This window comes from Serratia sp. GW822-FHT06E05 (genome assembly GCF_058799445.1).
In genome coordinates, this window is the sequence record NZ_JBXALM010000006.1 from 198,452 (window position 1) to 223,442 (window position 24,991).

Below are 24,991 nucleotides of genomic sequence, written 5' to 3' on the forward strand. Positions count from 1 at the left end.
GTAATTATTAATGCGCTTTATCTTCACGAATAGAAGCTTGCAGGGCCTCTGCAAACGATCTGGCCAACGTCTTCCGCTGAACCGGAGCAACGCTGGTATTGATCAAATTAGTCACCATGTTGCCCAGCACCATCAAAGACAGATCGGTGGGAGTATGGTGTTTTTCCAGAACATTAACCAGCTCGGAGAGCAGTTGTTCAACGTGTTCGTCACTGTAACGGGATGATTGTGGCATAAAAATTGCGCTCAAAGCCTGACAAAGTCCCATATCTTACCGTATAGGACAGTGATTTTCTGCTCTTTTATCGATTCCCTTTGTCTTTCAAACCGTAGCGTGGCGGGGGCACCTGCGTTCCCCCGTCAAGGATTCTGCGCGATTGCCGGTGTATAGCCTGTAATACGTCGGTGAATCGAGGTATTTAGCGCCTGTATGGATGGTGGAAATATATTGATCGTCGACGGGTTGAACACTGCTTTAAAGTTGCAGCGCAGGGGCCTTCAGTGTTTGAATACGCGCTAAAAGAACAGGAGGATTTACCATGAGTCTGGATATCGACCAGATTGCTCTGCACCAGTTGATCAAACGTGACGAACAAACGCTGGACGTGGTGCTGCGCGATACTCTGCTGCCCACCAATGCGGCGGTAGAAGAGATGATGGAAGAGCTGCATCGTGTCTATAGCGCCAAGAGCAAGGCTTACGGCCTGTTCAACGAGGGCAGTGAACTGGCGGAAGCGCTGCGCACCTGCCGTAAGGAAGACAAAGACTTTCTGGCTTTCAGCCGTGCAGCGACCGGCCGTCTGCGCGATGAGCTGGCCAAATATCCGTTTGCCGAAGGTGGCGTGGTGCTGTTTGGCCAGTACCGTTACCTGGCGGTGGAGTATTTATTGATTGCGGTCCTCAACAGCCGCAACAGTTCGCGCGTTAACGAAGAGCTGGATATCAACACCACCCATTATCTGGACATCAACCACGCCGACATCGTCGCGCGTATCGATCTGACCGAGTGGGAAACCAATCCGGAATCGACCCGTTACCTGACCTTCCTGCGTGGACGTGTGGGCCGTAAGGTTTCCGATTTCTTTATGGACTTCCTGGCGGCGGCGGAAGGGCTGGACACCAAGGCGCAGAACCGCGGCTTGCTGCAGGCGGTTGACGATTATTGCGCCGATGCGCAGCTGGATAAAAATGAGCGCCAGTCGGTGCGCCAGCAGGTTTACAGCTATTGCAACGAACAGCTGCAGGCAGGCGAAGAGATTGAGCTTCAGGAGCTGTCGAAAGAGATAGCGCCGGTGGGCGAGAAAGATTTTCTGCAGTTTTCCAGCGAGCAGGGCTATCAGTTGGAAGACAGCTTCCCGGCCGATCGCGGTACGCTGCGTCAGTTAACCAAGTTTGCCGGCAGCGGCGGCGGCATCAGCATGAACTTTGACGCCATGCTGCTGGGGGAACGTGTATTCTGGGATGCGGCGACCGACACGCTAACCATTAAAGGCACGCCGCCGAACCTGCGCGATCAGTTGCAACGTCGTTTGGGCGGCGGCAACAAATAATTTCGCCGGATCGCAGACAATAAAAAACGCCGCAATTGCGGCGTTTTTTACTTCGGCGTCCCGAAAAGCTCGAATACGTTGCGATTACGCGCGAACGAAGTCGATGTGGGTCAGCTTCGGCTTGAACGGGTGACGCTGTACAGCCTGAACTTTAACTTTGGTTTCTTTACCGTCGATAACCAGAGTTACAGCTTCGCTGTAGAATTCTGCTTTAGCTTCCATGTTCTTAACAGAATCATGGTCCAGCTCGATGGAAACTGGAGCTTCTTCGCCACCGTAAACGATAGCTGGGAATTTATTTGCTGCACGCAGGCGGCGGCTCGCACCCTTACCCTGGTCTTTACGTACTTCTACATTGATAGTGAACATTGTTTTTTCTCTTAAAAGAAAATTTACCCTGCTACAGGCGACCCAGTAGCAAGTTCGATAACCTGCTTTAGCACCGGGCGAACCCAGGCAAAGCGGGCGGCATTTTAACGGAAAGCCGCCCACAGGGCAATGGAAACCTGCCTGATTTGCAAGGGGCAAAGATCAGTACAGCTCATTGGCGCGGCGGAAGCGTCCTTGATAATCGAACACTTTTTCTCGTACCTGCCAGAATTGCCCGCGTTTGCGCGCCACAACAAAATCCGGATGACGCAGCAGCGCTTGCTGAGCCAGCACGTCGGCGGCATTTTGCCAAGCGAACGGCACCCCAGGCGCACGCTGATGTGGGCGCAGGAACAGCATTTCGAAGGCTTTGCGCTGCGCCGGCGTTTGCAAACGAAAACGTTCGCTGGTGCTGGTGCCATCTTCGTCGTAATAGGTCGCCTTTAGCCACTCGCCTTTTTCATCGCGGCCGCTTTGCAACTCCATGCCGCCACAGCGTAATACCAGAGCGTCTTTCAGCTTCAGCGCCGCCTTCAGCATATCGTCGGGATCGACCAGCACCTCCTGACACTGATGGCAGCGGCGAGCGGCAATGTCGTTCTCCGCACCGCAGTGCGGGCAGCTTTTGAAACGAAAACGGTAATCGCACTGCTCGCGATGGCCTTCATCGTCCTCCAGCCAACCCTGACAACGGCGACCATAATGTTCAATGATATCGCCATTCTCGGTGCACTTGCCCCAGAACAGGTTGGCGAAGCCGCAGCCGGGACAAAATACCTGCACCGGTTGGCTATCGCTGTGCGGCTTGCTGACCCCCACCTCCGGCGTGAACAGGTCGTGCGGGTTCCCGGCGTAGTCGAGGATCAGACAATCTTCTTTACCGGGGGCCAGCCGCAGCCCGCGGCCGACGATTTGTTGATACAGGCTAACGGACTCTGTTGGGCGCAGGATGGCGATCAGATCAACATGCGGTGCATCAAAACCGGTGGTCAGTACCGCCACATTCACCAGATAGCGCAATTGCTGCTGTTTGAACGCTTCAATCAGGGCATCGCGCTCGGCGGCAGGGGTTTCTGCACTGACCAACGCGGCCTCGCCTGACGGCAACAGGCCGTGAACTTCACGGGCGTGCTCAACGGTGGAGGCGAAAATCATCACCCCCTTACGCGTTTCGGCGTATTCCACGATTTGGCTGATGATATGCGGAGTGATGCGATTTTGCTGCTTCAGTTCGCGGTTCAGGTCCACCTCGCTGAACAGGCCGTTGCTTCTGGCCTCCAGACGGCTGAAGTCATACTGCACAATCGGCATGTCCAGCCGTTCCGGCGGCACCAAATAGCCGTTCTTGATCATGTAACGCAGCGGCAGCTCATAAATGCAGTCGCGGAACAGGCTGCTGGCATCGCCGCGGGTAAAGCCGTGATAGTGATACTGATAAATCCAGCCTTTTCCCAGCCGGTACGGGGTGGCGGTCAGTCCCAGCAGCCGCAGCTGTGGGTTGGTTTTCTGCAGATGCTGAATAATCTGTTGGTACTGGCTTTCGTCGTCGTCACTGATGCGGTGGCATTCGTCGATGATCAGCAGGGAAAATGCGCCGTCGAACAGCGACAGATTGCGCGCCACCGATTGAACGCTGCCAAATACCACCTTACCGGCACTGTCTTTTTGCTGCAGACCGGCGGCAAAGATATCCGCCTCCAGCCCGTAAGCGCGATATTTGGCGTGGTTTTGCGCCACCAGTTCTTTCACGTGGGCCAGCACCAGGACCCTGCCGCGCGCGCGCTTCGCCAACTCGGCGATCACCAGGCTTTTACCGGCGCCGGTCGGCAGCACAATCAGCGCCGGCTGCGGGTGCTGACGGAAATGTTTAATGGTGGCTTCGACCGCTTCCAGTTGGTAGGGGCGCAGAGTAAAGGCCATAAATTAACGCCGTGGATTGAGAAGGGCCATCGGGAACAGGTTTTGTAACATCTGAACCCACAAAAACAGTGACATTCTACTCCCCTGATGGCTAAAAAATTTCTATTATTATGCCTTCTGAGCGCGCGCGGTGCGAGAAGCGTGGAAATTACCTCTGTCAGGGGGCCGTTTCCGCCGCTATACTCGTGTGACAGTAATCGCTGTTCCCCCCTCTTCGAACCTGCCCTGTTGCACCTGGTGCAACGGTGGGTGTCATATTTTAGCAATACGATCAATGCGATCATAACAACGACAGGCAAAGCAGATTCAATGCGACTGGACAAGTTTTTATCTCAGCAGTTAGGTGTTAGCCGTGCGCTGGTAGCGCGTGAACTTCGGGCCAAACGCGTCACCGTCGACGGTGAAGTGGTTAAGAGCGGAGCCCTGAAACTGACTCCGGAGCAGGTGGTGGCGTTTGACGGCAACCCGCTGCAGCAGCTCACGGGCCCGCGCTACTTTATGCTCAACAAACCGCAGGGTTACGTGTGTTCTACGGACGATCCCGATCATCCGACGGTGCTGTATTTCCTCGATGAGCCGGTTGCCTATAAGCTGCACGCCGCCGGTCGCCTGGACATCGATACCACCGGTTTGGTGCTGATGACCGACGACGGTCAATGGTCGCATCGCATCACCTCACCGAAACACCACTGTGAGAAAACCTATCTGGTGACGCTGGAGCATCCGCTGGCGGAAGACACCGCGCAGCGCTTTGCCGAAGGCGTGCAGTTGCATAACGAAAAAGATCTGACCCGTCCTGCGCAACTGGAAAAGATAGAAGACAACCTGGTGCGTTTGACCATCAGCGAAGGGCGCTATCACCAGGTGAAACGCATGTTTGCGGCGGTCGGCAACCGGGTTATCGAACTGCACCGCGAACGTATCGGTGCCATCGTGATGGATGAGGATCTGGCCGAGGGCGAATACCGTCCGCTGACCGAAGAAGAGATTGCCAGCGTGGGCGCACCGCACCTGCAGGATTAATTCATTACTTCACTACGGCTGATGAAGGAGTCGTTGAACGTGCAACAGAACCGGTCATCTCACCTCGGTTTGATTTTTATTCTGGGCCTGCTTTCCATGCTGATGCCATTGGCTATCGACATGTATTTGCCCAGTATGCCGGTGATTGCCAAACAGTTCGGCGTCGAGGCGGGCAGCGTGCAGATGACGCTCAGCGCCTATATGCTCGGCTTTGCTTTGGGGCAGCTGTTCTACGGGCCAATGTCAGACAGTATCGGCCGCAAGCCGGTGATCCTGTGGGGAACGCTGATCTTCGCGATTGCCGGCGGCGCCTGTGCAATGGCGCAGTCGATCGACCAATTGATCAACCTGCGTTTCCTGCACGGGCTGTCTGCGGCGGCGGCGAGCGTGGTGATTAACGCCCTGATGCGCGATATGTTCACCAAGGACGAATTCTCACGCATGATGTCGTTCGTCATCCTGGTGATGACCATCGCCCCTTTGCTGGCGCCGATGATCGGCGGTGCGCTGCTGCTGTGGTTCAGTTGGCATGCGATTTTCTGGACCATGGGCGCGGCGGCGCTGATCGGGTCGTTGCTGGTGGCGTTCTTTATCAAGGAGACGCTGCCGAAGGAGCGACGGCAGAAATTTCATCTGCGAACCACGCTGGGCAACTTCGCTTCATTGTTCCGGCACAAGCGGGTGCTGAGTTACATGCTGGCCAGCGCCTTCTCATTTGCCGGTATGTTCTCGTTCCTCAGCGCCGGGCCGTTTGTGTATATCGAGCTTAATCACGTATCGCCGCAGCATTTTGGTTACTATTTTGCGCTGAACATTGTGTTTTTGTTCCTGACGACGCTGGTCAACAGCCGCAATGTGCGGCGGCTGGGGGCGATCAAAATGTTCCGTTTGGGCCTGTTTGTTCAATTGGCGATGGGGTTGTGGTTACTGGCGGTTAGCGCAATCGGCCTCGGCTTCTGGGCGTTGGTGCTGGGCGTGGCGGTGTATCTGGGCTGTATCGCCATGATTTCGTCAAACGCCATGGCAGTGATCCTGGACGATTTCCCGCATATGGCGGGCACCGCGTCCTCTCTGGCCGGTACGCTACGTTTCAGTATTGGTGCGCTGGTGGGCGCGGTACTGGCGATGGCGCCCGGCAAGAGCGCCTGGCCGATGGTCTCTTCGATGGCGTTGTGCAGTATCGTTGCGGTACTGTTCTATTTATACGCCAGCCGGCCGCGCCATAAAGCCTCACCGAACACGCCGTAGTTCTCCTCCCTGACTCAGGCTCAACGTTACGTTTGGGCCTGAGTGGGTTGCACCTTCCGTTTTGCCTCCCTGAGCTTCAATGACGTCAGTCGATTTATTGCTAAGCCTCCACGCGCCAATCAACAGGTTGCCGTTCATGCTGTGTGCTTTTTGTTAAATAAATTGCTCTGCCTGTGGCAAGCGGCGGCGGGTATTTACACTCCGGGTTTTGAAGGGAAATCGGCGGGTGTTTAGGTTAGGGTCATTGATAATCAAGGCATTAACTTAAGGTTGAGCTAGGCGTCAAGAAGTTAAATGTTTCCACAATGTAAAATTATAAAGAGCGAAAAGTAACCGCATTGAGAGAAAAAAGAGTTGAGATTGCGGCGGGAAAGGGTTACATATAACGCAAAAATGCGAGCTGAGTCGCAAAATGCTGTGAAACGACAACGCAGAGTGTCTGAAAAACGGCAGGACATCAGTAAGCGCAGGGGTAAGTTAACTGTCTGTGACATTATTTACATTTAAATAACATTCATGGGCGGCAGAGTCGGGACGCAGCGGCTATAACTTAGTTACCCTGTCAGGTTAAAAGCGTTTCATTTTTCAAACTAGGGATTTCATGTGGAAAGTATCCAACTTTCGGTAGTGCATCGCTTGCCGCAAAGTTATCGTTGGCTATCAGGCTCTACCGGCGTCAAGGTCGAACCGATTCCGCTCAGCGGAATAGACGAAGATAACAACCTGATTGGCCTGAAACTGCTCAGCCATGAAGGGGCTGACGCCTGGCAGGTCATGCAGCAGCTTAATCTGTCTTTGCAGGAGATTCAGGTCGACTGCGCCATCGTGGAGTGGGAAGGGGAGCCTTGCCTGTTTGTGCAACGCTGTGACGAAAGCACCACCCTGTGCCGGCTCAAAAACGTCGGTGCCGCTATCGCCGAACCCATGAGTGCGCAATATCCTTTCTGACTCCCGCCGCTAGTCCGCCAACTGCAACAGCTGCTGCGTATAAGCGGCGGCGGGCGAGTTAAAGATCGTCTGACAATCGCCTTGCTCAACCACCTCTCCCTGTCGCAATACAATGACCTGATGACACAGCGAACGCACTACCTGTAAATCGTGGCTGATAAACAGATAGGCCAGCCGGTGGCGTTGTTGCAGTGATTTCAGCAACGTCAAGATTTGCGCCTGCACCGATTTGTCCAGCGACGAGGTTGGCTCATCCAGGATCAGCAACTGCGGTTGTAAAATCAGCGCACGTGCGATGGCGATACGTTGGCGTTGGCCGCCGGAAAACTCGGTTGGGTAACGGTGGCGCAAAGCAGGATCCAATCCCACTTCTTGCAATACCTCGATCACCCGCTGTTCTCGCTGCTCGGCACTCAGTTTCTGGTGTACTTCCAGACCTTCGGCAATAATTTGCAGCACGTTCAGCCGAGGGTTCAGCGCCGAGAAAGGATCCTGGAACACAATCTGTATCTGGCTGCGGTACGGCAGCATTTGCTTCATGCTGAACTGGTGCAGTGGCTGGCCGTTAAACCACATGGCGCCTTTGGCACTCAGCAGACGCAATAGCGCCAGCCCGGTGGTGCTTTTCCCCGAACCAGATTCTCCTACCAGCCCAACGCTTTCCCCGGCCTTCAGCTCAAAACTCAAATCCTTCAGTGCATAATGATGACCGACCGTGCGGCGCAGCAAACCGCGCTTGATTGGGAAGCTGACCTGCAGGTTTTCCACCTTCAGCAGCGGAGCGGCATCCGCCGGCAATGGCAGCGGATCGCCCACGTTCTCCGCCGCCAGCAATTGCTGGGTGTAAGGATGCTGCGGCTGGCTAAACAGGCGGACACGGTCGTTCTGCTCAACGCATTGGCCCTGGCGCATCACCGCCACGTTGTCCGCCAGGCGACGCACAATATTCAGGTTGTGGGTGATAAACAGCAGCCCCATGCCCATTTCCTGCTTCAGCTCCTTCAGCAGCAGTAGAATTTGCGCCTGGATAGTCACATCAAGCGCGGTGGTGGGTTCATCCGCGATCAGCAATTTGGGCTGGGTCAGCACCGCCATGGCGATCATCACCCGCTGCCGCTCGCCGCCGGAAAGCTGATGCGGATAGTCTTTCAACCGTCCTTTGGCATTGCGGATACCGACGCGATCCAGGCATTGGATGATCTCGCCGCGTGCGACGTCGCGCCGCATGCCGCGATGCAGCGCCAGTACTTCGGCCAGCTGTTTTTCAATGGTGTGCAGCGGATTGAGCGACACCATCGGCTCCTGGAAAATCATCGAAATCTGGTTGCCGCGCACCTTGCGCAGCTCGGCCTCTGGCGCATGCAGCAGCGAATTGCCGTTGAACTGGATATCGCCGGCGGTATAGACCACCGGAGGCGAGGGCAGCAGGCGTAATATCGACAGCGCAGTGACGCTTTTGCCTGAACCGGACTCACCCACCAACGCCAGCGTCTCTGCCTTTTCGATCTGCAGCGAAAGGCCATTGACCACCGGGTTCAATACCTCTCCCTGACGAAAAGCCACGCCGAGATCCTGAATTGAAAGCAGAGGAGTGCTAGCCATATTAATGCGCCTTGCTGGGGTCAAAGGCGTCGCGTACCGCTTCGCCGATAAAGATGAGTAAAGACAGCAGCACCGCCAGCACCAGGAAAGCGGTGATGCCGAGCCACGGCGCCTGAAGGTTGTTCTTGCCCTGCAGCAGCAGTTCGCCGAGCGACGGGGAACCTATCGGCAGGCCGAAGCCGAGGAAGTCGAGCGAGGTCAGGGTCGTGATGGAGCCGCACAGAATAAACGGCAAGAAAGTCAGCATCGCCACCATCGCATTGGGCAGCATATGGCGATACATAATGACCCGATCCTGCACCCCCATGGCGCGTGCGGCGCGGATATAGTCGTAGTTGCGGGTACGCAAGAACTCGGCGCGTACCACGCCCACCAGGCTCATCCAGCCGAATAAAATGGTGATGCCGAGCAGCCACCAGAAATTGGGTTGTACGATGCTCGACAACAAAATGATCAAAAACAGCGTCGGCATGCCCGACCACACCTCGATAAAGCGCTGGCCCCACAGGTCTATGCGCCCGCCGTAGTAGCCCTGTACGGCACCGACGCAAACGCCAATCACGCTGGAAAACAGCGTCAACGCCAGCCCGAACAGCATCGAAATACGAAAGCCATACAGCACGCGGGCCAGCACGTCGCTGCCGTTACCGTCGGTGCCCAACAGATTGTGGCGTGAAGGCGCGGAGGGGAAGGGCACTTCAGTAGCGAAATTGATGGTGTCGTAACTGAAGCGGATCGGCGGCCAAACCGCCCAGCCGTGGCTGTCGATCTGTTTTTTTACGAAGGGATCCTGATAGTCGGTGGCGGTGTTCAGCTCGCCGCCGAAGGTGGTCTCGCTGTAGTCGATGATGAACGGCAGATACAGGCGCCCTTCGTAGCGCACCAGCAGTGGCCTGTCATTGGCGATCAGGTTGGCCCCCAGGCTGAGGACAAACAGCACCAGAAAAATCCACAGCGACCAGTAGCCGCGGCGGTTGCTGCGAAAACGTGCCCAGCGCGCCTGGTTAATTGGGCTTAAGCGGCTCATTGGCGGGCCTCGAAATCAATACGCGGATCGACCAGGGTATAGGTGATATCGCTAAGAATATTCAACAGCAGGCCGATCAGGGTGAAGATATACAACGTGCCGAACATCACCGGATAATCGCGCTGCAGCGTGGCGTCATAGCCCAACAGGCCCAGCCCGTTAAGCGAGAACATCACCTCGATCAGTAAAGAACCGGTAAAAAACATGCTGACAAAGGTCGCCGGGAAGCCGGCGATCACCAGCAGCATGGCATTGCGAAACACGTGGCGATAAAGGATTTTGTTCTCGTCCAACCCTTTGGCGCGGGCGGTAACCACGTACTGTTTGCGGATCTCGTCGAGGAACGAATTCTTGGTCAGCATGGTCAGGGTTGCGAAACCGCCAATCACCGTCGCCAGAACGGGCAGGGTGATATGCCACAGGTAGTCGGTGATTTTGCTGTACCACGGCAGGGTATCGAAATTGCTGGAAACCAGACCACGCAGCGGGAACCAGTCGAGATAGCTGCCACCGGCGAACAGCACAATCATCAGAATGGCGAACAGAAAAGCGGGAATGGCGTAACCGATGATAATCAGGGTGCTGCTCCAGGTGTCGAAGGCGCTGCCGTTATGTACGGCTTTGCGGATCCCTAGCGGGATCGACACCAGGTAAATGATCAGCGTACTCCACAGCCCCAGCGTAATAGAGACTGGCAGGCTATGACCGACCAGTTGCATCACCGACGCGCCGCGGAACAGGCTGTCGCCGAAGTCGAGGCGCATGTAATTCCACAACATGGTGAAATAGCGCTCGTGCAGCGGCTTGTCGAAGCCATAGCGTTTGGTGATTTCGGCGATCACTTCCGGATCCAACCCGCGGGAGCCGCGGTATTGACTGTCCGTGGCACTGGCAACGCCGGTGCGCGCATGTCCCAGACCGTCGCCTATTCCGCCGCCGCCGAAGCCGCCGCTCTGGCCCATTTCGATAGTGGCGATGGCCTGATCGACCGGGCCACCGGGTGCAATTTGCACGATAAAAAAGTTAATGGTGATGATCGCCCACAGGGTGGGGATAATCAGCAGCAGTCTGCGAATTAAATAAGCCGCCATCGCAGATTCCTTATTGTTGTTGAGTCGGCAAACGCGCCGCCTTATTGACGTCAAACCACCAGTTATCGAAGCCGATCACATAGGCCGGGCGGATAGGCGGCGTGGAGAATTTGTCCCAGTACGCGTAGCGATCGTGATTGGAATACCACATCGGCAGCATGTACCTGTTCCAGGTCAGTACCCGATCCAACGCCCTGCCCAGCGGCAGCAGGGCTTTCTCGTCGCCCTGGTGCGCGGCGATCTGCCTGACCAGGCTGTCGACGGCCGGATCGGTGACGCCGGGGGTATTCCAACTGGAGTTGATGTATTTGGAATCCCAAAGCGTCTCAAGGCTGGAGCTTGGGAAGGGCATAGCCAAATAGACCGTCGGCATCATGTCGAAATCACCGTCTCGCATACGCTTAGTGAACTGGGATATGTCGATCTCACGGATCTGCATATCAATGCCCAGCCGTTTCAGGTTGTGCTGGAACGGCAATACGTACTGGAAGTTGCTGCCGCTCAGCAGCATCAGTTCGAAGCTGAAGGGTTGGCCGGTTTTGCTGTTCACCAACCGCTGGTTTTTCACTTCCCAGCCGGCCTGGTTCAGCAACTGCGTGGCTTTCAGCAGGTTCTGGCGATCGTTGCCGCTGCCGTCGGAGGACGGTGGCTGGTAGATACTGGTGAAGACTTCCGCCGGTACCTTGCCCTTCAGCGGTGCCAGCAGCGCCAATTCAGCCGCGTCAGGATAACCGCTGGCGGCGTAAGGCGTATTTTGGAAATAGCTGTTGGTGCGTTGATAGGCATTGTAATACAGCGCCTTGTTCATCCAGTCAAAATCAAACGCCAGTGTGATCGCCTCGCGAACCTTGGGGTCGGCAAACAGCGGGCGTCTCATGTTGAAGGCCATCCAGCGGGTATTTTGCGCCGACTGGTTGGTTTCGTCCTGTTTGATTATATAGTTGCGGGCGAAATTGCCCCCCTGGTACTGGGTTGCCCAGTTTTTTGGCGAGCCTTCAATGCGGAAGTCATAGGCACCGGCCTTAAAGGCTTCCAGCGCAACTTTATCGTCCAGGTAGTAGTCGTAGCGGATGCTGTCGAAGTTAAAACGGCCACGGTTAACCGGCAGGTTAGCCGCCCAATAATCTCGCACGCGCTGATAGGTAATATATTGGCCTAGGCGGTAGCTGGCAATCTTGTACGGCCCGCTGCTGAGCGGCGGCGTGCTCAGGGGTTCATTCAACTTGTGATCTTTCCAGAAGCTTTGCGGCAATATGGGGAGACTAAACAGCCCCAGCAGTTTGTCTTTATCCGGCTGCGGGAATTCGATACGAACCGTCAGACGTGAGATAGCCTTGACCGTAATACCTTTGTAAGCGACGCGAAACTGCGGTACGCCCTCGGTCATAAACTTGTTAAAGGTGAAGGCCACGTCGGCGGCGGTGATGGGCGTGCTATCGTGGAAGCGGGCGCGGGCGTTGATATCGATCTCTACCCAGCGCATGTCGGCCGGGAAGCGGGCAGATTCGGCAATCAGCGGGTAGTAGCTGCCTATTTCATCGTCCGAGGTAGTAAACAGAGAGTCATACAATGCGTCGGTGCGTTCGCCGGGTACGCCGCGGGGGGCGTAGCGGTTGAAGTTATCATAGGTGCCGATCGCTGCCAGCCGCACATCGCCACCTTTGGGCGCCGCCGGGTTAACGTAGTCGTAATGGCTAAAATCGGTGGAGTACTTGGGCTCACCGAGCTGGGCGAAAGCATAGCTTTCATTGAGGGTTTCAGCCTGCAGACCGAAACTCAGTGCTGAGAGCACCAGGGCAGCAAAAACGCGCACGGACATCTTGACGGTAAGCTCCTGCTGTAAAGTCAATTAAGCCTGCGGCCAGCATAACATTTGCCGCCGCGCCGCAGGGTAAAGAAGTTAAAAGATCAGCCCTTTAGCGCCTGATGATCCATCACGGTATGGGCATTGCAGAAGGCCACGAAGTTGTCGATGCTCAGTGGTCTGCTGTAATAATATCCCTGCATGAAATTCACGTCCTGTTCCTGCAGAAAGCTCACCTGTTCTGCGGTTTCTACGCCTTCCGCTACGGTTTGCATTTTCAGCTTTTTCGCCAGCGAAATCACCGCATCCAGGACCGGGGCGGTGACCGTGTCCTGGCCGATGGAGTTAACGAAACCACGATCTATTTTCAGATAATCCATGCTAAAGCGTTCCAGATAGATCAGCGCGCTGTGGCCGGTACCGAAATCATCAATGGCGATCTCGATGCCCTGCTGGTGCAGCCAGTCGAACTCCGCCAGCGCATTGCCTTCTTCCACCATGCCGCGCTCGGTAATCTCAAAGACCAACGTAAAGTAATCGCCCGGCAGTTGCGCCAGCAATTCATACACGTCGTGATGGAAGGAGGGGGCGCTAAGATGGGAAGGGGAGATGTTCAGACCGAGCTTGGCCCCCTGCGGTAGCGCCGTCGCCAGCTTGGGTGCATCTTCGGCAATCAGGCGGAACAGATGGCGCGTTAGCGGCACAATCAGCCCTTCGCTTTCGGCATAGGGAATAAACAGATCCGGCGGGATGCGGCCTTCAATCGGATGCTGCCAGCGGATCAAGGCTTCCAGTCCGCCGATGGTGCCGCTTTGGGTATGGAACACCGGCTGATATTCGATAAAGAATTCGTTGCGTTTGATACCGCGCATCAGGGCGCGTTCCGGGCTCTGGCGCAGCAACAGCATGTAATAACAGAGCACGCCGATCATTAATGACAGTACCAGACTGCCCATCAGGGTCAGACGAATATCGTTGGGCGTCAGCTTTTGGTTATAAAACAGAATGGTCATCGGCGTGCCGGCGATAGAGATGCGATCGGCTTTCTCGTTCGGTAACTGGTTCACCGGCATTAAATTCGGACTAAAGCTGGTCAGCGCACGATCGCCCAGGATAATAGCAATCGCCGGTGCCCGCTCCGGGCGAGAGGTAAACAACTGATAGGGCATAAGCGCGATATCCAGCGTCGCCAGCACACCGGTGTCTTCTTTTCCAGGTTGACGTAACCAGACGGCTACTGCCGGTTTCCCCGGTACCAGCGGCGTTCCCTGCTGCAATTTGAGATCCAACGACTGATGTGGGTCAATCTCCGGATAGATGTTTTTCAGCGCCAGCATCATTTCGCCGGTGGCCGAAGAGCAATAGGCAAAGCCATTTTTTACCAGCATAAAAGTGCGTACGCCGGAATGGAAAGCGGCCTGGTAAGTAATATCCGGTTGGCTGGCAGAACAGGGGCGGTCAATCAGCGGCATTAACTGCTGCATGATGGTTGTCAGATCATTAAGCGTATCGGCTGTGAATTTTTGTGTGCGTTGCTCGACCCGATGTTGATATTGCGTGCGCTGGTGGTCAATCAGAGAGAGTGTAATCGCCATGAACAGGATAAAAAAGACCAGGGCTACGATGGCGCTTTTAGCCAAACTGCGTCGTCTGTGAGAGACGTGGCGTGCAAATGCCCTTTTCAAGCCCATAAACCTGCCCCCTGAGCACGGCGTATCAATTTGTTTTTGTTATAGAGTGACTGCGTAATATATCCCAACGGCGCTGTTGCAGTCATTATTCATCGATTATTTAACGGTTGTTAATCGTTTAAATCAGGCATGACTACCATTATCCCATTTGACGATAATAGGTGAGTTTTTCATCGGTGCGTAGTTTCCTACAAATAATATCGCGAAATACTGGGGTAGGGGCAAAGCGCTGCGAACGGATAATAAGATCTCAATCCGGAGCAGACAGCGGTGCAAAAAAAAACGCTGCCCGAAGGCAGCGTTCTATCGCTCGTTTGGTATTCAGGACAATCAGGTCATGCGCCGTCAACTGCTGGTAAGCACCCGGCGGGCTTCGCGATAACGTTTATTCCAGTAGTTATCGCTCAGTTTCGAAATCATCACGCCGTTGCTGGTAGAGGCATGAACGAATTGATCGTTACCTAAATAAATGCCGACGTGGCGCCCGGTTGAGCCGGCGCGGAACAGCACCAGATCGCCAGGACGCAGTTTGGTGCGCAAGATTTTCTTGCCCATGTCTTCCTGTTCGTAGGTCGAACGCGGTAAGTCCATGCCAAACTGTTCGCGGAAAGTACGCTGTACAAACGCTGAGCAATCGATGCCGCGCTTGGTTTCACCGCCTAAACGGTAGCGAACGCCTTTCCAGTCTGCATACTGATCCATAATCTTTGACTTGACGTCAACGTTACGGACCATTGCTTCGAATTCATCCTGAGAGGCTTGCAGTAAAAGACCGTCTTTGTCATTAACTGCACGCATCTCAGTTTGTGCGTTATTCAAGTTCGAAGTGTGAGTCGTGCTGCACGCGGAGAGCATTACCGCTGCGGCAATTGCAGGTACTACCCGCAAAAAATATCTCAGAAACGGTTGAGATTTGACCATTGTTATTGTTTTCCCTTGAAGTCCTTAACGACGTCAGTCGCTACCTGAAAAATGCCAAACGGAACGAGACTAATCTGCAGCTGTTTTAACGACAATCAGTTACCTCTGAAAACGTGCTGGAACGCACATTTTTAGTGGATTTGAAGCTGAGTCAGGTTAAACCAGGCACAAACGCATCCGAGATTACCGTAACGAATTGGGGATTGCGAGCCTTTTTCCACCCTTTTTTATATGAATTTGTGATGTAACATAATGTAAATCTTCATATAAAAAACGCTGATTGTCCGTTGTGTTGGTTTTGCGTGAAATCAGGTGGCGAAAGCGTTAACGCGCTGATGGGGAAATAAACGAAATGCGGTGGGGAAATAATCAGGAGGCCGGCGGGCCTCCTGGGGATCATAACTATTGGTTATGACTATGCTGGACGGTGTTTACCGGGTAGCAGGCGATTCAGACCCCGGATCAGCACATCGCTAAACGGCGTCATCAGACACCAACTGGCGCCAACCAGCACCACCGACAGCGAGCCGACGGCAATATCGGTAAACCAGTGGGCACCAATCATCACGCGCGGCAATGAAAATACCACCGTAATCAGCAGCGCGACGGCGAATGCGCGACGGTTGAAGTAACGCAACATAAAGCAGGAAAATATCATCAGCATCATGCCGTGATCGCCGGGGAAGCTGTCGCCTGAGGCGTCTTTAGTCGGAATACCGGTCAGTTCGCTGACGCGGTTGATATTCTCAAAGCTCAGCGACGGGCTAGGGTGTTTGACCGGCAGTAAATGCCCAAGTTGGTTCAGCACCACGGCGGTCAGCAGCATAACAACGCCGGTAATCAACAAGCGGCGACGGCCGGCGCCATCCTGCTGCAGGTAAAAGCACAGGTACAACAACCCCATGGCCAGCAGCGAAATGACGTCAAAGGCGCGGTTATTGGTGATAGCCACCAGATGTAAAAAACCGGGATCGGTAGCCAGATGACGATTAAAGAAGAAGAAAATTTCCGAATCCAGAGTAAACCAATAACCGTGATTCGCCGGCAGGAACCAGGACAAGAACAGCACAATGCCCAATATATTGAAGAAAATGATGAGGGGTAAGTTGCGGCGAGTCATGGCATAACCTGTAGTCTGTCTAAAGAGTAAAAGGGCATTAACGGTAAAGATCTCAACTTAAACGAATACTAAACAGCTTGGATTGCAACGCGTTCCAGTCCGCATTCTCGCTGTGAATCAGTTCAATTCGGCTGTCCAGCGGTGTAACAGGGCGCGTTTCGATATTGAGATCTTGCCCCTGACGGTTGATTAAAAGTGTACCTTCAGCAATACGTACCACACCTTTGGCGCGTTCGACCGGCGCCAGACGTATCCACTCCATAATGCCAACGGTGTCGAACACCGTGTCGGCGTCAAAAATCCAACCACAGCTGTTAAAACCCTGGCCCTGGTTGAGCGCTCGACGCCAGCGGGAAGTTTCCGGCAGTCGCAATGCGGCCAGGCCCTGCGTTTTGGCATGACTATGATGATGTTGTGCATCGGGTAATTCTGTACGATTAGTGCGAGGTTGGTCGAGCCACGCGACATCGACCTGACCGCGTTCAATATGATAAAGCGGACGCTGGTGGCCATCCTGTTCCATCCATTGTTGCAGGGCCATCAGATCTTGCGGCTGATAGGTGTCGCTTTTGCTGGCCAGAATAATATCGGCGGCCGCCAGTTGATCGCGGAAGTTTTCGTTGTCGCGGTAGCGCGGTTCGCTGAGTTGACGCGCATCCAACAGGCACAGCGTGGCCTGCAGATCGATCCAACCGGCGTAACTGTCTTGCGTCAGCAATGACAGGATCTGTTTCGGATGACCGAGCCCGGTGGGTTCGATCAGCAAGCGATCAGGCTTGTTTTGTTGCAGTAACATGTTCAGCCCGACCTGCATCGGCAGCCCGTTCACGCAACACATGCAGCCACCAGGGATCTCCTTCAACACTGCCCCGCTGTCAGCCAGCAGCGCGCCGTCGATGCCAATTTCACCGAACTCATTCACCAGCACCGCCCAGCGTTCATGTTCCGGCTTGTTAGCCAGCAAATGACGGATGGTGGTGGTTTTGCCGCTGCCGAGAAAACCGGTGATCAGGTTAGTTTTAGTCATTAATTATTCCTGATGTTAATGAATTTAAGGGGCAATAGTTTGGCCATTCTACTTCACCAGGCAGGATGGCGCTGCTCTCCCTGCGTTAAGTCACAAATCCGACAGATTGCGATACGTCATTTTAAAGCAACCAAATGGCGGTCATTATTAGGAAAAATCCTAGCAAAAACCGGATATTACCTAAGGGAAATAGTTGTTAGTAGCTTGTTTTAACTTTGTTAATTGCCCGATTACCCGCCAAATAAATGCCCTTACCTTGCGATTATTCCTAAGAAGATCCTCTATGTTTAAATTGGCTTAACAAAAAATGAGGTTGCCATGAATGTCTTTCGGTTATTTTTGATCGCAGGAATGTTGTTTTCATGGACGGCAGTAAGTCATGCAGGAACCACTGGCGGAGTTATTCGTTTTGTCGGATCTATTGTGGAAAGCCCCTGTACGGTGAAAGTTACCGCTTCAACGGCCAATACGCAATGTTACCGAAATGGGCAGCACTATCAAGACCAACAGGCCCTGTCGAAATTTGATGCTACACGCAAAGAACTGCCGCTGAATTTAGGTTCGACCGAAATGAAGTGGGTGGATCAACAGAAAAAACTTGCAGTGATGACGGTAGTTTATCGTTAAGTCGTTCGGCGATGCCGGATGATATCCGGCATCGTCATTTTCCCCGTTTTACTTCTTGTTCAATGGCTAAGCCAACTGAGTCGACACCCAGTTTTGCACCGTTTGACGCGCACCGCGATCGCGTAATGACAAGTAGGCGCGGGTGACCGCCGTGACAAATTCCTCGTTGGCCGCCAACTGCTCACCAAAAATAGCCGTTAGCCCCAACAGGCCTTTTACCCGTTGTTCATCATCCGGCGTTGAAGCCACAGTCTGTTGCAGCGTAGCCAGTAACGGATCGCGGATGTCTATTGGCTGCCCGGCATCATCCACGCCGCCGACATAGCGCATCCAGCCCGCCACCCCGAGAGCCAGACCGGCATAGCTGCCGCCATGCTGCAGATGCCAACGCACCGAGTCCAGCATACGCTGCGGTAATTTTTGCGTGCCGTCCATGGCGATTTGCCAGGTACGGTGTTGTAACGCCGGGTTGCTGTAGCGCTCAATCAGCTGTGCTGCATAGGCGGGCAAATCGATGCCGCTAACGTTCAGCGTCGGCGCCTGTTCGGCCAGCATCAGGTGGAGTGCGGCGCGGCGATAAGACTCATCGCCCATACAGTCGTTGATGTATTGATAACCCCCAAGATACCCGAGATAGGCCAGGAAAGAGTGGCTGCCGTTCAGCATGCGCAGTTTCATCTGCTCAAAAGGCAGCACGTCATTGACCAACTGCGCACCGGCCCGTTCCCAGGCCGGGCGGCCGGCGACAAAGTTATCCTCAACGACCCACTGGATAAAGGGTTCGCAGGCGATGGCGCATTCATCACGAACGCCACCGAGCGCCTCGGCCACTTCATCCAGCGTCTCTGGCGTAGCGGCTGGGACGATACGGTCTACCATGGTGCTGGGGAAGCTCACCTCGCGGGCAATCCAGTCGGCCAGCGCGCCGTCGCGCGCTTGAGCCAAACCGACGATCGCGTTACGCAACACGTGGCCGTTTTCCGGGATGTTGTCGCAAGAGAGTAGGGTAAAGGCGGGCAGCCCACGTTCCAGACGCAGGCACAGCGCTTCCACCAGTATGCCCGGCACGGTGGAAGGCTCGCCGGGATTCGCCAGATCGGCGCGGATCGCCTGATGTTGAAGATCCAGTTTTCCACTGCCGGGTTCAATGCAATAGCCTTTTTCGGTAATGGTCATCGAGACAATCGCCACCTGTGGCTCCGCCAGCTTTTCCAATACGGCGCCAATCCCTTCCAGCTTGCGGTGTACGCTCTCATACACCGCACCGATCACGATAGCCTGATTACTCGCCGCGCCTTTTTCCAGCACGCTGTAAAGATGGTCCTGCTGGCGCAGCGTCCGGAACAAATTATCACCGCCGAACAGGCTGATTTCGCAGATCCCCCAGTCGCCGCCCTGACGATTCAACACTCGATCGGTCAGTAGCGCCTGGTGGGCACGGTGAAAGGCACCAAAACCAATGTGCACCATGCGGCTCTGTAATGCGCTGCGATCGTAACCTGGCTGCTGGACGGCATCCGGAAGCGACGTGTTGGCGATAGTTTTCATGCAAAGCTCCAAGGCTGAGTAAAGGTGTTGGCGGTTAACTTTAAAAGTTATCAGACCAGTTTTTTTGTGCAGAATACGGCGCTCCTTCTGCCGGGGATGCACGAATTTTCTGCTGCCAGTGTAAGGCTGTAAGCGCACTAATTACATGCACGCGTGCAAAATAAGCCAGATCCGTGAAGTGGATCAACCAATCACGGTTTCACTTTTGACAGCAATTGGCGAAAGAGTAAGGTGAAAGATAACCGATATCTATTTTATTTTGGTATAACAAGATGGCCGAAGCAGGGCGATCTTTATCACTTCCGCGATACTGGGCAATTTTTACAAGGATAAATAATGGAACAAACATGGCGTTGGTACGGGCCGAACGATCCGGTCTCTCTTGATGATGTGCGCCAGGCCGGCGCCACTGGCGTCGTCACCGCCTTGCACCATATCCCGAATGGCGAGGTGTGGCCGGTCGAAGAGATCAAGGCTCGTCAGGCCCTATTGGCGGAGAAAGGCTTGGTGTGGTCGGTAGTGGAAAGTATCCCGGTGCATGAGGAGATCAAAACCCACAGCGGCCATTACCGGCAGCATATCGCTAACTATCAGCAATCGCTGCGTAACCTCGCGGCCTGCGGCATCGACACCGTGTGCTACAACTTTATGCCGATCCTGGACTGGACGCGCACCGATCTGGAGTATTTACTGCCGGACGGGTCGAAAGCGTTGCGTTTCGATCAGACCGCCTTCGCGGCTTTTGATCTGCATATCCTGCAACGCGCTGGCGCAGAGCAGGATTACACGCCGCAAGAACAGGAGCAGGCTGCAACCTATTTTTCCGCGATGAACGATGCGGAGGTTGCCAAGCTAACCGGCAATATTATCGCCGGATTACCGGGGGCCGAAGAGGGCTATACCCTCGATCAATTCCGCGCCCGCCTGGCGGAGTACGATGGGATCGACAAGGCGCAGCTGCGAGAGAATATGGCGGTGTTCCTGCGCGCCATTGTGCCGGTGGCGGAGGAGGTTGGCGTGCGTTTGGCGGTGCATCCGGACGATCCGCCGCGGCCGATTTTGGGGTTGCCGCGCATCGTCTCTACCATTGAGGATATGCAGTGGTTCAAGCAAACGGTCGACAGCCGGTATAACGGCTTCACCATGTGCACCGGCTCTTACGGCGTACGGGCGGATAACGATCTGGTACGGATGATCGAAACCTTCGGCGATCGCATCCACTTCACCCATTTACGTGCTACCTGTCGCGAAGAAAACCCGAAAAGTTTCCACGAGGGGGCGCATCTGCAAGGCGACGTGGACATGGTGGCGGTGATCGAGGCGATCCTCACTGAGGAGCAACGGCGCCATCAGGCAGGCGATCGCCGGCCGATCCCGATGCGTCCCGACCATGGGCACCAGATGCTGGACGATCTGAAGAAAAAAACCAACCCGGGCTACTCGGCGATTGGTCGTTTGAAGGGGTTGGCGGAACTGCGCGGGGTGGAGCTGGCGCTTAAACGCCGCTTCTTCCCGGATTTGCTCTAAGCCATTAAAAAGGGGCCACATTGGCCCCAGAATATCGACTAGTCAGCGCGGCTCATGTAGCGGCGCTCGGCAATATGAATGCGGATTTTGTCACCGGCGCTGAGGTATTCCGGTACCTGAATGGTCAGGCCAGTCGCCATGGTGGCCGGCTTGTTGCGGGCACTGGCAGAGGCACCTTTGATGCCCGGTGCGGTGTCGACAATTTCCATGTCCACGGTCTGCGGCAGTTCCAGCGCCAACACCTGGCCATCCAGGGTCAGTACCTGCATGCCCGGCAGACCGCCTTCGGGAATAAACAGCAGTTCATCTTCGATCTGGTCTTTCTTAAAGATATACGGGGTGTAATCCTCGTCATCCATAAACACGTATTCTTCGCCGTCGATATAAGAGAAGTTCACCTTGCGGCGTGACAGGCTAATGGTGTCCAGAATATCGTCGCCCTTGAAACGCTCTTCAACCTTCAGCCCGGTGCGGACGTCGGAGAAGCGCATTTTGTACAAGGTGCTGGCGCCGCGCGCGCTTGGGCTTTGCACATCAATGTCTTTCACCAGCAGCAGTTTGCCGTTGTAGTTGATCGCCATGCCGCGCTTAATTTCGTTAGCTTTTGCCATATAAAATAACCTGCAATGAAGAGTATTTGGGAAGTTGCGACAAGTTACTCGCGCCGCTGATTTCAGGCAAGCAGATCGAGCAAAAACAGTGACAGAAAAAGGGGACGGCGGCCGCCATCCCCTCAAATTGCTGACAACGTCCTTTGCAGTTAAAAGTTCTGTTCTGGGGGCAAATAAAAACACAGGATGGTGTCTTCTGATTTACCTCAAACATCCGAAAACCACGTTTTTCGGGTGTTTGTCATCAGACTAAGGGGACGGCGGCCGCCATCCCCTACGGTATTACTGGAACACCGGTAACAGACCCAGCAATGCCAACACGTGCGCGACGGCGTTGATCACCCCGAACAGAATGATGAACAGGATCATGCCGTAGCCACCGGGAGCGCGATATTGCGCTTCGGTAAAGCGGCGGCGGCTGGCACGCGCCATCATGGCCGGCACTATTACCGCCCAAACGGTGGCGGCCAGGCCGGCGAAGCCGATGGCGTAAAGGAAGCCGTTCGGGAACAGCAGGGCGGCAATGGTCGGCGGGGCGAAGGTCACCAGCGCGGTTTTGCTGCGTCCGACGGTGTCATCGCTGAATTTGAAGAAGTCTGCCAGGTAATCGAACAACCCCAGCGACACCCCCAGGAATGAGCTCGCCAGCGCCATATAAGAGAAGGCGTTCAGTAGCTGGCCGACGGTCTGGCTGCTGGTAACGTTGCCCATCTGCTTGAGCAGGCTGCCAATGTTGCCGCCTTCGGCAATCACCTGTTTGAAGGCATCGCGGGCGATGTTGCCCTGAATCACATACTGCCACAGGATATAGATCGCCAGCGCCAGCAGGGTGCCGTACACCAGGCTGCGCACGACTGCGCCGCTGTCTTTGTGGTAGTACTTCACCAGTCCCGGCACGTTGCCGTGGTAACCGAAGGAGGTCAGCAGATAAGGCAGCGCCGCCAGGGCGTAAGGCAGATAGCTGGCCTGGTCGTCACCGCGGTTGAACAGTACTGCCGGCTGCACATGCGTGAACATGTCGCCCACCGACATCACAAAGGTGATCACCATACCGCCGATCAGGATCGTGCTCAGGCGATCAACGGCGCGTGTGGAGAGCCACACGATAAACGCCACTACCACGGCAAACACCAACCCGGCGGTGGACTGCCCGACGCCGACGATACCTTCCAGCGTATGGGCGATAATAGAGCCACCGGCGGAGATATAGGCATAGGTGAGGATGTACAGGACAAAGGCGATGGAAATACCGTTAATGGCGTTCCAGCCTTTACCCAGCAGATCTTTGACGATGGTGTGGAAGCTGGCGCCGCTTGGGTAGTGCAGGGCGGCCTCCAGGATCATCAGGCCGGAAATCAGCATGCAGGCCCAGGTATAAACCAGCAGCGCGACGGAGCCGCTGAACCACACGCCAGAAGTGACGATGGGAATGGAGAACATGCCGGCGCCGACGGCGGTGCCTGCAATGATCATCGCGCCGCCAAGCACTGAAGGGCGGGAAAGCTTCTGGATGGTGTCCGCGGACATTTTTGCTCCTGATTGGCCTCGTCGGCCGTGGATTCTTTTGTACTAGCTCAATGGTACATGTGCGGTTAGCGCATGTAAAGCCGCTAATGCGCTTGTTTCATGCATTAATTGGCGGCGGAAGGGGAGCTTATGGCAATTTGCGGGCGGGTGAGAAAACGGGGCGATTCACGATTTAAAACGCGAGATGTAAAGATTCGCGCGCCAACACGGATTATGCTGGCGGCCGATGAGCGCGACTGATATTGTCGCGCTTCAATTCCGCCAGCCCACCGGGAGACTCGCTGATGGACTGTCGTACCGACTGTGGCGCCTGTTGTATTGCGCCTTCAATATCCAGCCCGATCCCCGGCATGCCTAACGGCAAGCCCGCCAACACCCGCTGCATTCATCTGAGCGAGCAGCTGCGTTGCGGTCTGTTTCATTCACCGCTGCGGCCCAAGGTCTGCGGCAGCCTGCAGGCCAGCCGCGAAATGTGCCATGACCACCGCGACCAGGCATTGGTCTATCTGATCAAGCTGGAAGCGGATACTGCACCTTAAGCGTCTTTCAGTTTCCACAGGCACAGCACCGCGCCGACCACCATCGCCAACGCGGAATAAAACACCGCGTGATAGTTCCAGACCTCTGCCACCACGCCGGCGATTGAACCGGCAAAAATCCAGCCCACGCGCGTAGTGTTGGTAAACAAAGTGGTTGCCGCCCCGGCCTGACCGGGCATCAAATCTTGAAAATAGAGCATACCAATGCCTGCCAGCACGCCAATAAACGCCGCGTTGAGCAATTGCAGGGCAATCAGTTGCCAGGTACCGGTGATAAACAGTAACCCGAAGTAAAACAGCAGGCCCGCCGCCACCGCGCAACGCATCAGGAAACGTTTACCGAAGCGTTTCGCCACCATGCCGGCCAGCAACATGGTTGGTATCTCCAGCCCGGCCGCCGTCCCCATCAATATTCCGGCCAACCTTTCCGGCAGTTGCAGCTCATGCACCATATACAGCGGCATATTGATTAAATACATGCTGTTGGCGGTCCACATAAAGGTGCAGGCTAAAAACAGCAGCAGCGTATCGCGGCGATTTTTCCGCGGAGCTTCCAGCGTAGTGCTGGAAGCTACCGGCGTTTTACGCATCGACGGCAGCATTTTCCACACCAGCACGCCACACAGGATAAACGCTGCGGCGGCGGCCAGATACATCACCTTAAAACCGAATCCCAATGCCAGCGCAAAGGCGATAGGCGGCCCAATAACCCAGGCGAGAGAAACCTGAGCCCGCAGGATAGAGCTGAACATTACCGCTTCGCGGCCGGTGCGGTCGGCGTGTTCGCGCGCCAGAGCGAACATCTGCGGGTTGGCGGTGGAGCCGAAGCTGGTCAGCATTACGCCGACTGCCAGCAACAGATAATAATTACGGTTCCAGGCGAACAGTACGCAGCCCAGTGCCCCTAACATGCAGCAGAGGAAGATCAGCGTTTTGCGATCCCCTTTTTGATCTGAGCGGCGAGCCAGAAACTGGCTGACCAGGATGCCGATCACCGCGCTGCCGGTGAAAAATAACCCAACCATGGAAGGGCGCACCTTCACCTCGGTTGCCAGGAACAGGCTCAGCGTTGGGGTTTGTAACGCACCGGCAATCCCGGTGAGGAACGCCACCACTAAAAAGGCCAGCGAGGTCAGATCGGGCGAGCGTCGCGTTACCGCAGTTGAAGTAGGCATAGAGGTCAGCAAATAGCCGTAAATGAGGGAGTCGCGCGCATAATACGCCTGTTTAAAAAGAACAAAAACCGGTTTCATTCTGCTTAATGGTAAAAA

22 protein-coding genes are annotated in these 24,991 nt (G+C 55.1%); 7 read left to right on the forward strand and 15 right to left on the reverse strand.

The window, feature by feature from the left end; all coding sequences use genetic code 11:
* Positions 1-7 precede the first annotated feature (7 nt).
* Positions 8-235 (reverse strand): YejL family protein, encoded by a 228-nt coding sequence (locus tag AC1RKC_RS15825; protein WP_020827787.1) that lies wholly within the window; start codon positions 233-235, stop codon positions 8-10.
* A gap of 304 nt (positions 236-539) precedes the next feature.
* On the opposite strand from AC1RKC_RS15825, the gene yejK reads away from it, so the two are divergent.
* Entirely contained in the window at positions 540-1,550 is a 1,011-nt protein-coding gene (gene yejK, locus AC1RKC_RS15830) for a nucleoid-associated protein YejK (protein WP_046373082.1), read from the forward strand.
* Positions 1,551-1,634: 84 nt separating this feature from the next.
* Here the strand turns inward: yejK and rplY are convergent, their stop codons facing one another.
* Entirely contained in the window at positions 1,635-1,919 is a 285-nt protein-coding gene (gene rplY / locus AC1RKC_RS15835; protein ID WP_020827785.1) for a 50S ribosomal protein L25, read from the reverse strand.
* A 162-nt stretch (positions 1,920-2,081) separates the two neighbouring features.
* Positions 2,082-3,839: a DNA repair helicase RadD gene (radD, locus tag AC1RKC_RS15840; protein ID WP_020827784.1), complete on the reverse strand. Its 1,758-nt coding sequence runs from the start codon at positions 3,837-3,839 to the stop codon at positions 2,082-2,084.
* Positions 3,840-4,148: 309 nt separating this feature from the next.
* Between radD and rsuA the strand changes: the two genes are divergently transcribed.
* The 3 genes from rsuA (at position 4,149) to AC1RKC_RS15855 (ending at position 7,058) form a co-directional block, all read left to right on the forward strand.
* Positions 4,149-4,862, forward strand: a complete 714-nt coding sequence (rsuA, locus tag AC1RKC_RS15845; protein WP_020827783.1) for a 16S rRNA pseudouridine(516) synthase RsuA — start codon at positions 4,149-4,151, stop codon at positions 4,860-4,862.
* A gap of 39 nt (positions 4,863-4,901) precedes the next feature.
* The gene (locus AC1RKC_RS15850; protein WP_115060986.1) at positions 4,902-6,110 is read left to right on the forward strand and encodes a Bcr/CflA family multidrug efflux MFS transporter; all 1,209 of its coding nucleotides are present in this window, start codon (positions 4,902-4,904) and stop codon (positions 6,108-6,110) included.
* A 603-nt stretch (positions 6,111-6,713) separates the two neighbouring features.
* Positions 6,714-7,058 (forward strand): YejG family protein, encoded by a 345-nt coding sequence (locus tag AC1RKC_RS15855; RefSeq protein ID WP_020827781.1) that lies wholly within the window; start codon positions 6,714-6,716, stop codon positions 7,056-7,058.
* 9 nt (positions 7,059-7,067) lie between these two features.
* Here the strand turns inward: AC1RKC_RS15855 and yejF are convergent, their stop codons facing one another.
* The 8 genes from yejF to AC1RKC_RS15895 form a co-directional block, all read right to left on the reverse strand.
* Entirely contained in the window at positions 7,068-8,660 is a 1,593-nt protein-coding gene (gene yejF / locus AC1RKC_RS15860; protein WP_493092292.1) for a microcin C ABC transporter ATP-binding protein YejF, read from the reverse strand.
* 1 nt (position 8,661) lies between these two features.
* Positions 8,662-9,687, reverse strand: a complete 1,026-nt coding sequence (locus AC1RKC_RS15865) for an ABC transporter permease (protein WP_020827779.1) — start codon at positions 9,685-9,687, stop codon at positions 8,662-8,664.
* The gene (locus AC1RKC_RS15870; RefSeq protein ID WP_046373086.1) at positions 9,684-10,778 is read right to left on the reverse strand and encodes a microcin C ABC transporter permease YejB; all 1,095 of its coding nucleotides are present in this window, start codon (positions 10,776-10,778) and stop codon (positions 9,684-9,686) included. The genes AC1RKC_RS15865 and AC1RKC_RS15870 overlap by 4 nt, the downstream gene beginning before the upstream one ends.
* 10 nt (positions 10,779-10,788) lie before the next feature.
* Positions 10,789-12,597 carry an extracellular solute-binding protein gene (locus tag AC1RKC_RS15875; RefSeq protein WP_116690094.1) on the reverse strand — a complete coding sequence of 603 codons (1,809 nt, stop codon included), beginning with the start codon at positions 12,595-12,597 and terminating at the stop codon, positions 10,789-10,791.
* A gap of 89 nt (positions 12,598-12,686) precedes the next feature.
* Positions 12,687-14,273 (reverse strand): cyclic di-GMP phosphodiesterase, encoded by a 1,587-nt coding sequence (locus tag AC1RKC_RS15880; RefSeq protein ID WP_046373088.1) that lies wholly within the window; start codon positions 14,271-14,273, stop codon positions 12,687-12,689.
* A 345-nt stretch (positions 14,274-14,618) separates the two neighbouring features.
* Complete coding sequence (gene mepS / locus AC1RKC_RS15885) at positions 14,619-15,194, reverse strand: bifunctional murein DD-endopeptidase/murein LD-carboxypeptidase (RefSeq protein WP_041414762.1); 576 nt, start codon at positions 15,192-15,194, stop codon at positions 14,619-14,621.
* A 415-nt stretch (positions 15,195-15,609) separates the two neighbouring features.
* Positions 15,610-16,314, reverse strand: a complete 705-nt coding sequence (locus AC1RKC_RS15890; RefSeq protein WP_020827774.1) for a phosphatase PAP2 family protein — start codon at positions 16,312-16,314, stop codon at positions 15,610-15,612.
* A 52-nt stretch (positions 16,315-16,366) separates the two neighbouring features.
* Positions 16,367-17,341, reverse strand: a complete 975-nt coding sequence (locus AC1RKC_RS15895; RefSeq protein ID WP_493092293.1) for a CobW family GTP-binding protein — start codon at positions 17,339-17,341, stop codon at positions 16,367-16,369.
* A 318-nt stretch (positions 17,342-17,659) separates the two neighbouring features.
* Here AC1RKC_RS15895 and AC1RKC_RS15900 point away from each other — a divergent pair, with 318 nt between their 5' ends.
* Positions 17,660-17,968 carry a YmdA family protein gene (locus AC1RKC_RS15900; protein ID WP_041414761.1) on the forward strand — a complete coding sequence of 103 codons (309 nt, stop codon included), beginning with the start codon at positions 17,660-17,662 and terminating at the stop codon, positions 17,966-17,968.
* A gap of 66 nt (positions 17,969-18,034) precedes the next feature.
* Here the strand turns inward: AC1RKC_RS15900 and AC1RKC_RS15905 are convergent, their stop codons facing one another.
* Positions 18,035-19,516, reverse strand: a complete 1,482-nt coding sequence (locus AC1RKC_RS15905) for a mannitol dehydrogenase family protein (RefSeq protein WP_493092294.1) — start codon at positions 19,514-19,516, stop codon at positions 18,035-18,037.
* A 336-nt stretch (positions 19,517-19,852) separates the two neighbouring features.
* Here AC1RKC_RS15905 and uxuA point away from each other — a divergent pair, with 336 nt between their 5' ends.
* Positions 19,853-21,043, forward strand: a complete 1,191-nt coding sequence (gene uxuA / locus AC1RKC_RS15910; protein WP_493092295.1) for a mannonate dehydratase — start codon at positions 19,853-19,855, stop codon at positions 21,041-21,043.
* A gap of 38 nt (positions 21,044-21,081) precedes the next feature.
* Here uxuA and yeiP read toward each other — a convergent pair whose 3' ends face one another.
* Complete coding sequence (gene yeiP / locus AC1RKC_RS15915; RefSeq protein WP_020827769.1) at positions 21,082-21,654, reverse strand: elongation factor P-like protein YeiP; 573 nt, start codon at positions 21,652-21,654, stop codon at positions 21,082-21,084.
* Between the two features lie 282 nt (positions 21,655-21,936).
* Positions 21,937-23,181 carry a tryptophan permease gene (gene mtr / locus AC1RKC_RS15920; protein WP_261157823.1) on the reverse strand — a complete coding sequence of 415 codons (1,245 nt, stop codon included), beginning with the start codon at positions 23,179-23,181 and terminating at the stop codon, positions 21,937-21,939.
* A gap of 284 nt (positions 23,182-23,465) precedes the next feature.
* Between mtr and AC1RKC_RS15925 the strand changes: the two genes are divergently transcribed.
* Positions 23,466-23,720 (forward strand): YkgJ family cysteine cluster protein, encoded by a 255-nt coding sequence (locus tag AC1RKC_RS15925; protein ID WP_044552526.1) that lies wholly within the window; start codon positions 23,466-23,468, stop codon positions 23,718-23,720.
* On the opposite strand, the gene AC1RKC_RS15930 is transcribed toward AC1RKC_RS15925, so the two are convergent.
* The gene (locus AC1RKC_RS15930) at positions 23,717-24,895 is read right to left on the reverse strand and encodes a sugar efflux transporter (RefSeq protein ID WP_115060988.1); all 1,179 of its coding nucleotides are present in this window, start codon (positions 24,893-24,895) and stop codon (positions 23,717-23,719) included. The two genes, AC1RKC_RS15925 and AC1RKC_RS15930, sit on opposite strands and share 4 nt — an antisense overlap.
* Between the last annotated feature and the right edge of the window lie 96 nt (positions 24,896-24,991).

Coding starts and splice junctions, on each gene's coding strand:
- AC1RKC_RS15825 (WP_020827787.1), bottom strand. CDS start 235: ATGCCACAATCATCCCGTTACAGTGACGAACACGTTGAACAACTGCTC.
- yejK (WP_046373082.1), top strand. CDS start 540: ATGAGTCTGGATATCGACCAGATTGCTCTGCACCAGTTGATCAAACGT.
- rplY (WP_020827785.1), bottom strand. CDS start 1,919: ATGTTCACTATCAATGTAGAAGTACGTAAAGACCAGGGTAAGGGTGCG.
- radD (WP_020827784.1), bottom strand. CDS start 3,839: ATGGCCTTTACTCTGCGCCCCTACCAACTGGAAGCGGTCGAAGCCACC.
- rsuA (WP_020827783.1), top strand. CDS start 4,149: ATGCGACTGGACAAGTTTTTATCTCAGCAGTTAGGTGTTAGCCGTGCG.
- yejF (WP_493092292.1), bottom strand. CDS start 8,660: ATGGCTAGCACTCCTCTGCTTTCAATTCAGGATCTCGGCGTGGCTTTT.
- AC1RKC_RS15865 (WP_020827779.1), bottom strand. CDS start 9,687: ATGAGCCGCTTAAGCCCAATTAACCAGGCGCGCTGGGCACGTTTTCGC.
- AC1RKC_RS15870 (WP_046373086.1), bottom strand. CDS start 10,778: ATGGCGGCTTATTTAATTCGCAGACTGCTGCTGATTATCCCCACCCTG.
- AC1RKC_RS15875 (WP_116690094.1), bottom strand. CDS start 12,597: ATGTCCGTGCGCGTTTTTGCTGCCCTGGTGCTCTCAGCACTGAGTTTC.
- AC1RKC_RS15880 (WP_046373088.1), bottom strand. CDS start 14,273: ATGGGCTTGAAAAGGGCATTTGCACGCCACGTCTCTCACAGACGACGC.
- mepS (WP_041414762.1), bottom strand. CDS start 15,194: ATGGTCAAATCTCAACCGTTTCTGAGATATTTTTTGCGGGTAGTACCT.
- AC1RKC_RS15890 (WP_020827774.1), bottom strand. CDS start 16,314: ATGACTCGCCGCAACTTACCCCTCATCATTTTCTTCAATATATTGGGC.
- AC1RKC_RS15895 (WP_493092293.1), bottom strand. CDS start 17,341: ATGACTAAAACTAACCTGATCACCGGTTTTCTCGGCAGCGGCAAAACC.
- AC1RKC_RS15900 (WP_041414761.1), top strand. CDS start 17,660: ATGAATGTCTTTCGGTTATTTTTGATCGCAGGAATGTTGTTTTCATGG.
- AC1RKC_RS15905 (WP_493092294.1), bottom strand. CDS start 19,516: ATGAAAACTATCGCCAACACGTCGCTTCCGGATGCCGTCCAGCAGCCA.
- uxuA (WP_493092295.1), top strand. CDS start 19,853: ATGGAACAAACATGGCGTTGGTACGGGCCGAACGATCCGGTCTCTCTT.
- yeiP (WP_020827769.1), bottom strand. CDS start 21,654: ATGGCAAAAGCTAACGAAATTAAGCGCGGCATGGCGATCAACTACAAC.
- mtr (WP_261157823.1), bottom strand. CDS start 23,181: ATGTCCGCGGACACCATCCAGAAGCTTTCCCGCCCTTCAGTGCTTGGC.
- AC1RKC_RS15925 (WP_044552526.1), top strand. CDS start 23,466: ATGGACTGTCGTACCGACTGTGGCGCCTGTTGTATTGCGCCTTCAATA.
- AC1RKC_RS15930 (WP_115060988.1), bottom strand. CDS start 24,895: ATGCCTACTTCAACTGCGGTAACGCGACGCTCGCCCGATCTGACCTCG.